6 protein-coding genes are annotated in these 9,766 nt (G+C 71.6%); 4 read left to right on the top strand and 2 right to left on the bottom strand.

Annotation, left to right across the window (positions count from 1 at the left end; translation table 11 throughout):
* Window positions 1-245 precede the first annotated feature (245 nt).
* Together ACTWLT_RS29035 and ACTWLT_RS29030 are read left to right on the top strand one after the other, a co-directional pair.
* Window positions 246-2,216 carry a heparinase II/III domain-containing protein gene (locus ACTWLT_RS29035; RefSeq protein ID WP_445321107.1) on the top strand — a complete coding sequence of 657 codons (1,971 nt, stop codon included), beginning with the start codon at window positions 246-248 and terminating at the stop codon, window positions 2,214-2,216.
* Entirely contained in the window at window positions 2,213-3,397 is a 1,185-nt protein-coding gene (locus ACTWLT_RS29030) for a glycosyltransferase family 4 protein (protein WP_445321106.1), read from the top strand. The genes ACTWLT_RS29035 and ACTWLT_RS29030 overlap by 4 nt, the downstream gene beginning before the upstream one ends.
* Window positions 3,398-3,501: 104 nt before the next feature.
* On the opposite strand, the gene ACTWLT_RS29025 is transcribed toward ACTWLT_RS29030, so the two are convergent.
* Window positions 3,502-5,670, bottom strand: a complete 2,169-nt coding sequence (locus tag ACTWLT_RS29025) for a bi-domain-containing oxidoreductase (protein ID WP_445321105.1) — start codon at window positions 5,668-5,670, stop codon at window positions 3,502-3,504.
* Window positions 5,671-5,850: 180 nt separating this feature from the next.
* Here ACTWLT_RS29025 and wecB point away from each other — a divergent pair, with 180 nt between their 5' ends.
* Together wecB and ACTWLT_RS29015 are read left to right on the top strand one after the other, a co-directional pair.
* The gene (gene wecB, locus ACTWLT_RS29020; protein ID WP_445321104.1) at window positions 5,851-6,933 is read left to right on the top strand and encodes a non-hydrolyzing UDP-N-acetylglucosamine 2-epimerase; all 1,083 of its coding nucleotides are present in this window, start codon (window positions 5,851-5,853) and stop codon (window positions 6,931-6,933) included.
* A gap of 118 nt (window positions 6,934-7,051) precedes the next feature.
* Window positions 7,052-7,960, top strand: coding sequence for an NAD(+)/NADH kinase (locus ACTWLT_RS29015; RefSeq protein WP_445321111.1), 909 nt, complete (start codon window positions 7,052-7,054; stop codon window positions 7,958-7,960).
* A gap of 138 nt (window positions 7,961-8,098) precedes the next feature.
* Here the strand turns inward: ACTWLT_RS29015 and pgm are convergent, their stop codons facing one another.
* Window positions 8,099-9,742, bottom strand: a complete 1,644-nt coding sequence (gene pgm / locus ACTWLT_RS29010; RefSeq protein ID WP_445321103.1) for a phosphoglucomutase (alpha-D-glucose-1,6-bisphosphate-dependent) — start codon at window positions 9,740-9,742, stop codon at window positions 8,099-8,101.
* Window positions 9,743-9,766: the final 24 nt, after the last annotated feature.

The raw sequence follows: 9,766 nt of genomic DNA, 5'->3' as shown, positions 1-9,766 counted from the left end.
CCCAGGGAACGTACGAAAGGGCCTAGTTGCCCCCGTAGTCTCTGCTTCATGGACAAGAGGTCACAGTGAGGACGAATTTGCCCTAACAGGGATGATTGGCCTGATATGGTCGGCTCTCACTGCGCCGAGCCGCGCTGAGCTCGCCCGCGACCAACCTCGAGTTCCCGCAGACCGCGAACGCCTCCGTCGCCATGCCCAGGGGGAAGTTGATGGTGAAGATCGACCCACGTGCGATCGCAGTGGACATGCGTGCCCTTGGCCTGTCGACGCCGCTGCGCGCGGCGTACGAGGCATCCAAGCGCAGCGGGTTCCACGCCGTGCTGTTCGGCGGCCGGACGCAACGGCACCGCCCGGCCACTCTGGTGCCGATGACCAGCGCGGGTCCCGTCAGCGACGAGGCGGCGCAGCGCTGCCTGGACGACGCCGGCGACGTGCTGCGCGACGGGCTACGGGTCTTCGGGCGCCGGGTGCCGACCGGCGTGTCGGCGCCGTGGTGCACCGACCCGCTGACCGGGCGGCAGTGGCCGGCCGGCGAACCGTGGTGGCGGATCGACATCCGCTCCGAGGCTCGGCTGTCGGACGTGAAGCACACCTGGGAGGCGGCACGCCACCGCGACCTGGTCGTCCTGGCACGCGCCGCCCGCCTCGACCCGTCGGGGCCGTGGCGGGACGGGCTCACCGACCTGCTGCGGTCCTGGTGTGTGGAGTCCCCGCCGGAGCAGGGCGTGAACTGGTACTCCAGCCTCGAACTCGCGCTGCGCGCCATCGGCTGGAACCAGATCCTGACGCTGGTCGGCGAGCGGCTTCCCCGCGACGTGGTGACCGCCATGGAGAAGCTGCTGCTGGCCAGTGCCCGGCACCTGATGGTCGAGCTGCCCTACACGGTGAGCAGCATGCGCAACAACCACATGCTCGGCGACGCACTGGGGCTGATCCTGCTGTCGCGCATGTTTCCCACCGCCCGGCGCGCAGGGTGGTGGGCGCGGACGGGCGAGCGGATGTTCGCGGCTCAGCAACGCCGGCACATGGCACCCGACGGTCGGATGATCGAGGATTCACTGTCGTACCACCGCTTCGTCCTCGAAATGCTCATCGTGCGGGTGCTGCTCGGCGGCGCGCCGCCGGCCGTACACCGGGATCTGCACGCCGCCAGCCTGCACCTTGCTCGGCTCGGCGTGTTCGACGGCGACATCCCGCAGTACGGCGACTGGGACGAGGGGCGCGTGCTCGCGTCCTCCGGCGACCCGCTCGACGTGGCCGGTTCGACCGCGCTCGGCCTGGCCCTGTGCGGCGAGCAGCTGCCGGCACAGTGGTACTCGGCCTTCGACGAGTTGGCGTGGTACGCGCCCACACCTTGCAAGGACGCCACACCGAACGGGGTTGGGCCGTTCACCCGCGCCCGGTCCGTGCCGTCGACCTCCGGCGGCATCGCGCTGGTCGACCGGGGGCCGTGGCGGGTCTGGTTCAAGGTGGACGGCGGCCCCTCGCACGGCCATGCCGACCTGACCTCCGTCTGGATCAAGCACGCGGGCCGGTGGCTGATCGCCGACCCGGGCACGGGCACCTACAACGGGCCGCTGGAGGTCCGCAACGGCCTGCGCACCTCCGCCGCGCATCCCGTGCGCCGGCCGGACGGGCAGGACCAGCTCGTCCCGCACCGGGCGTTCCGCTGGCTCAACACCGCACGCGGTCACCTCGGGCCGCCGCTCGTCCTGCCGGACCGCACCATCGTCTTCGGTTGGCACGACGCGTACGCGCGCGGTGAACGCCCCGTGCGCGTCGGCCGCGCCGTCGTGGTGGCCGACGAGTACGTGGCGGTTGTCGAGTTCGCCGACCCACCGACAGCCGCCCGGACCTGGTCGCTCACGGTCCCCCTGCACCCCGACGTCACGGTGGACAGCGACACGCTCATCGTTGGCGGCAGCAAGCTCGGCCTCTTCGGGCTGGACGGGTACGAGCCGGTGCGCGGACGGTCGACGCCGTTCGCGGGCTGGCACAGCCGGACGTACGGGCGCTGGGAGCCGGCCACGTGGCTCACGGTCGAGAGCCGGGCCGACACCGCTGTCTGGGGGCTCGGCAGCGTACCCGGGTCGCGGCCCGAACCGGACGCACTCGACGGTCTCCGGTTCGAGGTGGCCTGGAGCGACACCGGCGCCTCCCTCACCGTCACCCACCTCGAGTCAGGGGAAGTCCATCACGTGAGAGCACCACGATGACGCGCCGCAGAGTTCTCGTCCTCAACCACTTCGCCGTGCCCCCGGGCCATCCGGGCGGTACCCGGCACGTCGAGCTGTTCAGCCGGCTGCCCGGCTGGTCGTACGTGATCATCGCGGGTCGCCGCAACATGATCAGCGGCCGGCCGCAGGACGCGGAGCCGGGCTTCCATCCGGTCGCCGTGACGCCGTACCGCGGCAACGGCCTGGGCCGGGTGCTCAACTGGGCCAGCTACGCGGTGACGGCGACGGTGGCCGGCCTGCGGCAGCCCCGCCCCGATGTCGTGTACGCGTCCTCGCCGCACCTGCTGGCCGGTCTCTCCGGCTGCGTCGTGGCGGCGCTGCGGCGCACACCGTTCGTCCTGGAGATCCGGGATCTGTGGCCGCGGGTGCTCGTCGACATGGGAACGCTGTCGGAGACGTCGTTGGCGTACCGGACGTTGGAACGCCTGGAGCGGTTCCTGTACCGGCGCGCCGATCGCGTGGTGATCATGGCGCCGGGCGTACGGACGGCCATCGAGGACAAGGGCGTGCCACCCGAGAAGATCGTCTTCATCCCCAACGCGGCCGACCCGGACGACTTCGTGCCCAGCGCCGACCGCGTCGAGCTGCGGCGGCGCTACGGGTTCACCCGCCGCACCGCGGTCTACGCGGGGGCGCACGGTCCGGCCAACGGACTGGACCTGCTCCTGGCCGCCGCCAGGGCGGTGCCGGAGATCGATGTCGTGCTGGTGGGGTCCGGTGTGGAGAAGCCGCGCCTGCAGGCGGCGGCGCTCGGCATTCCCAACGTCCGCTTCCTGGACCCGGTGCCGAAGACCGAGATCCCCGACCTGCTGCACGCCGCGGACGTCGGCGTGCACGTGCTCGCCGACGTCGAGCTGTTCCGCGCCGGGGTCAGCCCCAACAAGGTGTTCGACTACATGGCCGCCGGGCTTCCGATCGTCACCAACAGTCCCGGGACCGTCGGTGACCTCGTCATGGGTGCCGACGCCGGGTACGTGACCCCGCCTGGCCACCTCGCCCACGGTCTCGGCCAGCTGGTCCAGGCGAGCCCGGACGAGTTGGCGAAGATGGGCGCGGCCGGCCGGCACTGGATACGGGAGAACCAGTCCCGCACAGCCATGGCCCACGCCCTTGGGCGCCTGCTCGCCCCTCTGGTAGACGCGGGTGAGGCACCGCGCTGACCGCCGTGCCGGGCACCTCCCGGGCACCCGGGTAACCCGCGGCAGAGACCGAGCCCGGCGGGGACGCTGTTCGCGTGCGCGCCCGCCGGGCTCGGCTCACCGCATCAGGACGTGAACCCGGCGCTCACGCTGGTCTCCGCGTCCACCTGCGCGGGCACCCGCGACGGGTGCTCCTGGATGCCCGCCAGGGCAGCGATCGCGGATAGCGCGGCTCTCGTCGTACCCAGCGACGCTTCGAGCTCCAGCTTGTCGGGCGCGTTGCCGGCGATCACCCCACGCACGTGGGTGAGCAACTCCTGGTGCCCCTTGCCGGCGGGTGCCCGCTTCACGTCCCGGCCGTCGATCTCCAGGCTCCGGAAGTCGTCGATCACCACGGTGTGCCCGCGGCCGAGGATCTCCAGGCGTTCCTTCGAGGTACGCCGGTGCCCGCGCGTGCAGTACGTGATCGTCGCCGTCGAGCCGTCCGGGTATCCGAGCAGGACACTCACGTCCTCTTCCAGCCCCGGCTCGCCGCGACCACTGCCGTACGCGTGCACGACGCGCGGCTGCTCGCCCACCAGCCACGACGCGAGGTCGATGAAGTGGCACACCTCGCCGCGCACCCGGCCACCCTGGCGCCGATCGTGGTACCAGTGCGAGTCGGGCAGCGACCCGGCGTTGACCCGGTAGGCGATGGTCACCGGGCCGGAACCGGCCTCCAGGACCTTCTTCGCCTGCACCACCATCGGCGCGAAGCGGCGGTTGAAGCCGACGAACAGGTGGCCGGAGTTGCGGTCGTAGGCGGCCGTGACGTCATCGAGTTCGTCCTGTGTCAGGGCGAGTGGCTTCTCCACGAACACGTGCTTGCCGGCGTCGAGCGCCCGCACCACCAGGTCGGCGTGCGAATCGTGGCGGCTGAGGACGAACACCACGTCGACGTCGTCGCGGGCCAGCAGATCCTCGGCGGTCGGCGCCACGACGGCGATGCCGTTGCGCTCGGCGGCGTGGCGCGCGGAAAGGCCCTTGGCGGACGTGATGGCGACCAGATCGTCCGCCCAGCCCGCCGCCTTCAGCGCGGGCAGGAACGTCGCTTTGGCGTAGTTCCCGGCGCCGATCAGCCCCGCGCGCGGCGACACCGAGTTGCGACGCGGCCTGATGGTGATCGCGCGTCGGGACGGCTGCGCGGGAGCGGAATAGCTGAGTTGCACCGCGAGCGAGCGCGGGTCGGAGGCCAGCACCTCGTACGCCGCCATGGCGTTCTCCACGTCGAAGACGTGCGTGACCAGGTCGTCGACCGCGACCCGGCCACTGGCGACCAGGTCGAGATAGGCCTCGATGTTGCGCCGCGCCGTCCAGCGCACGTGGCCGACCGGATAGTCGATGCCCCACTCCTCGTAGGCACGGTCGTAGCGACCGGGCCCGTAGCTGCGGGCGAACCGGAGGTCCAGCTCTCGCTCGTAGAACCGCCGGCGGTCGAGTTCCAGTCCGACGTCACCGACCACCACCAGCCTGGCGCGGTCGCGGGCGATCTCGGCGCTGCGCGCGACCGGCTCCGATGAGGGTGTCGCCGCCGTGATCAGCACAGCGTCGACGCCCCGACCCCGGGTCAGTTCCATGATCTGCTCCGTGGTGGCCGCACCGGCCTCGACCAGCCCAACCGCGCCGCCACCCCCGGCCAGGTCCGCGGTCCACTGGCGCAGGTCGATGCCGATGACGTTGAGCCCGGAGGCGAGCGCCAGGCGTACCGTCAGCTGCCCGACGAGGCCGAGGCCGACAACGGCGACCGAACCACCCAGACCCACCTCGGCCTGACGCAGTCCCTGTAGCGCGATGGCCGCGACCGCGCCGAAGGCGGCAGCCTGATCCGACACGGGCTCCGGGACGGGCACCGCGAGCAGACCCGGCACCGCCTGGTACTCGGCGTGACCCACCGAAGCGGTGGCCACGCGCATTCCCGGCCGGATGCCGTCGGTCGCGGTGCCGGCGGAGACGACGACACCCGCCGCGCTGTACCCGAGCGGCATGTCCTCGTCGAGCCGGCTGCGTACGGCGGCGATCGTGGAGCGGACTCCCCCGGTGCGCGCCCTGTTGACGACCTGGCGGACCAGATCCGGCCGCGCCCGGGCCTTGGCCAGCAGGCTCGCCGACGCCAGCTCGCGCACCGCGCGCTCGGTCCCGGCGGAGAGCAGCGACCTGCGCGTGGCAACGAGCACCTCGGTGGCGCCCGGCTCGGGCTGCGGAACCTCCACAATCCTCAACTCGCCGGCGGACACGGATTGGACGATCTGCTTCACGGGGGCCTGCCTGCCTTCGGGGAGTAAGAACATCGCTCACGCGGCAGGTTGCCCCTGAGGCAGCGCACACCGCGGCTCATCCGTCATTCGACATTCTATAGAGGTTAGATGCATCAAACTGGATAACTTGTACTATTGGCGCGCCCCCTCAGATTCGCGTCGAATTCCACGAGGAGACACATGCCGGCCGACGCCGTTCTGCACGTCGCGGGTGCACGCCCCAACTTCCCCAAGGCGGCACCCGTGATCCGCGCGCTCGACCGGCACGGCGTCCGGCAGCGTCTCGTCCACACCGGACAGCACTACGACGAGCGGATGTCCGAGGTCTTCTTCCGCCAGTTGGGCCTGCCCGAGCCCGACATCAACCTCGGCGTCGGCTCGGGAAGCCACGCGAGCCAGACCGCGGCCGTCATGACCGGTCTCGAGGAGTTGATGCTGGCGACCCGTCCGGCGCTCACCGTCGTGTACGGCGACGTCAACTCCGCGCTCGCCGCGGCCCTCGTCGCGGCGAAACTCGGCGTGCCCGTCGCGCACGTGGAGGCGGGCCTGCGCAGCTTCGACCGATCCATGCCAGAAGAGATCAACCGCATCGTCGTCGACCACGTGTCCGACGTGCTGTTCGCCACGAGCCCCGACGCCACGTCGCACCTCCGGCAGGAGGGGATCGCGGCCGAGAAGGTCCACCTGGTCGGCAACCCGATGATCGACACTCTGCTCGCCAACCTCGACCGATTCGACGTCGCCGGCATCCGTACCGCGCTCTCGCTGCCGGACCGCTACATCGTGGCGACGCTGCACCGGCCCGGAAATGTCGACGACGCGGCGGACGCCGTCGATCTCGTGAAGGCGATGCACGCCGTCGCCGACCAGCTCCCCGTCATCCTGCCGCTGCACCCGCGCGGCCGGGTCCATCTGGAGAACGCCGGGTTGCTGTCGCACCGCGCGCTCCGCGTGGTCGACCCGCTGGGCTACATCGAGTTCCTCAGCCTGGTACGCGGCGCGGCGGTCGTCGTCACCGACTCCGGCGGCGTGCAGGAGGAGACCACGATGCTCGGGGTGCCCTGCCTGACGCTGCGGCCCAACACCGAGCGCCCGATCACGATCACGCACGGCACCAACCGCCTCGTCACCCGTGCGGCACTCGCCGAGACCGTGGCGAGCATGGTGGCAGCGGGACGACCCGCCGTGTGGCCCACTCCACCGCTGTGGGACGGCACGGCCGGCGAGCGCATCGCGCGGGTCATCACCGACCGGCTCGGGTAGCCGCCGGCGGTCCCTGTTCCTGCGCTGGGACGGGCTGCGGAAACCGGGCGCCGGTGCACCTTCTCCGGTACGCCGCGCGTAGCCGACGCCGATATGGTGAGCTGTACGGGTGTCGGGTCTGGGTCTGGTGCTGCACCCCACCCGGGATGTTTCCGAGGTGGTCGGGATCATCGAGCGGTGGGCGGCGCGCCACCACAAGTCGTTGATGGTGCGCGCGGAGGACAAGCACCGCGTGCCCGCCAGCGTCGAGCCGGTGCCGGCGGCCGAGGTGGCCAGCCGCTCCGATGCCTTGATCAGCATCGGCGGTGACGGCACGATGCTGGGAGCGCTGCGCTCGGCCATCCTCGACCCGAAGCCGGTGCTCGGCGTACACCTGGGCCGGCTCGGCTTCCTCGTCGAGATCGAGCCGCCGGAACTGCCCGACGCGCTGAGCCGGCTGCTGTCGAAGGACTTCACCATCGAGTCGCACGCCTGCCTGGCCTGCGACGTGTGCGGCGACGACGTCGTGGCGTTCAACGACATCGCGCTGGTGCGCCAGCCCGGCTCCGGCTTCGTCACCGCCACCCTGGCGGTCGACGGCCAGGAGTACGGCTACTACCGCTGCGATGCCGTGGTGGTCAGCACGCCGGTCGGCTCCACGGCGTACAGCTACGCCGCCGGCGGCCCGCTGATCTCCCCGGCGGCGGACGTGGTGGTGGTGACCCCGTCGGCGCCGATGGCTGGCATCTCCCGGTCGGTGGTGCTGTCGCCGGACGAGAAGATCCGTCTGGAGCTGGAGGCCAACTCGGCGGCGGTCGCGGTGGAGATGGACGGGCTGGTGTTCCGGGACGCGGCGACCGAGGGGGCGGTGGACATCAGCTACCGCCGCAACGCCGGCCTGGTGGTCCGCTTCGACCCGCTGCGCTACCAGGAACGCAACCAGTTGAAGATGAGCCTGCTCGATCTGCCGTTCCTGCCCGAGCAGCTCCGTGAGCTGCTACCGCAGGAACTCCAGCGCCACCAGCGCGAACTACCCCCACCCTGCTGACCACCCCAACCCCTCCCGCCCGGCCCCGCCCCGCCCGGCCCCGCCCCGTCCCAGTTGACCATGAAGTTGTTGCCGTCCGGCTCGGCGTGTCGCGGCAACAACTTCATGATCAACGCGGTGGGGGTGGGGGCGGACGGGTCAGGTTTTGGCGAGCACGCCGTCGACCAGGTCCTTGGCCTCCTGCTGGATGCGCGACAGGTGGTCCGGGCCCTGGAACGACTCGGCGTAGATCTTGTAGACGTCCTCGGTGCCCGACGGGCGGGCGGCGAACCAGCCGGACTGCGTGCTGACCTTGAGCCCGCCGATCGGCGCGCCGTTGCCGGGTGCGGTGGTCAGCGTCGCGGTGATCGGCTCACCGGCCAGCTCGGTGGCGCCGACCTGCTCCGGCGAGAGCTTGCCCAGCACGGCCTTCTGTTCCCGGGTGGCCGGGGCGTCGATCCGGGCGTACGCCGGCGCGCCGAACCGCTCGGCCAGCTCCGCCCAGTGCTCGCTCGGGCTGCGCCCGGTGCTGCCGAGGATCTCGGCGGCGAGCAGGCAGAGCAGGATGCCGTCCTTGTCGGTGGTCCAGGTGGAGCCGTCGCGGCGCAGGAACGACGCGCCGGCGCTCTCCTCGCCGCCGAAGCCGACCGCACCGTCGAGCAGCCCGGGCACGAACCACTTGAAGCCGACCGGCACCTCCAGCAGCGGCCGGCCGAGGTCGGCGGCGACCCGGTCGATCATCGACGAGGAGACCAGCGTCTTGCCCACGGCGGCGGCCGGACCCCAGTTGGTGCGGGTGCGGAACAGGTGGTTGATCGCCACGGCCAGAAAGTGGTTGGGGTTCATCAGACCGGCGTCGGGGGTGACGATGCCGTGCCGGTCGGCGTCCGCGTCGTTGCCGGTGGAGATCTGGTAGTCGGCGCGGGCGGCGATCAGCGACGCCATGGCGTTCGGCGAGGAGCAGTCCATCCGGATCTTGCCGTCGCCGTCCAGGGTCATGAACCGCCAGGTCGGGTCGACCGTCGGGTTGACCACCGTCAGGTCCAGCCGGTGCCGCTCGGCGATCTCGCCCCAGTACGCCACGCTGGCCCCGCCCAGCGGGTCCGCGCCGATCCGGACACCGGCGTCGCGGATGGCGTCGATGTCGATGGCCGCCGGCAGGTCGTCGACGTAGTTGCCGAGGAAGTCGTACTCGCCGGTGGTGTCCGCGGCCCGGGCCCGGGCGTGGGTGATCCGGCGGACCTCCTTGAGCCCGGCGGCGAGGATCGCGTTGGCCCGGTCCTGGATCCACCGCGTGACGTCGGTGTCGGCCGGCCCGCCGTTGGTGGGGTTGTACTTGAAGCCGCCGTCGTCGGGCGGGTTGTGCGACGGGGTGATGACGATGCCGTCGGCGAGCCCGCTGGTGCGCCCCCGGTTGTGGGTGAGGATCGCGTGCGACAGGGCCGGGGTGGGGGTGTAGCCGTCGCGGCTGTCCACCAGCACGGTGACCCCGTTGGCGGCGAGCACCTCCAGGGCGTCCACCGCGGCCGGCGCGGAGAGCGCGTGGGTGTCCCGGGCGAGGAACAGCGGGCCGTCCAGGCCCTGCTCCCGGCGGTAGTCGCACAGCGCCTGGGTGACCGCCAGGATGTGGTCGGAGTTGAACGCGTTGCGCAGGCTGGAGCCGCGGTGGCCGGAGGTGCCGAAGGAGACCTGCTGCGCCGGGTCCGCTGGGTCCGGATGCTCGGCGTAGTAGGCGGTCACCAGGCGCGGCACGTCCACCAGGTCGGCGGGCTCGGCGGGCTGGCCGGCACGGGGATGGGTCACTGCGGGATCCTCCTGGGGAAAGTA

Source organism: Micromonospora yongxingensis (assembly GCF_052601155.1).
This window is presented reverse-complemented; position numbering and strand designations above follow the sequence as displayed.

Excerpts from the sequence above, each read along its gene's own strand:
- ACTWLT_RS29035 (WP_445321107.1), top strand. The coding sequence starts at position 246 with ATGCGTGCCCTTGGCCTGTCGACGCCGCTGCGCGCGGCGTACGAGGCA.
- ACTWLT_RS29030 (WP_445321106.1), top strand. The coding sequence starts at position 2,213 with ATGACGCGCCGCAGAGTTCTCGTCCTCAACCACTTCGCCGTGCCCCCG.
- wecB (WP_445321104.1), top strand. The coding sequence starts at position 5,851 with ATGCCGGCCGACGCCGTTCTGCACGTCGCGGGTGCACGCCCCAACTTC.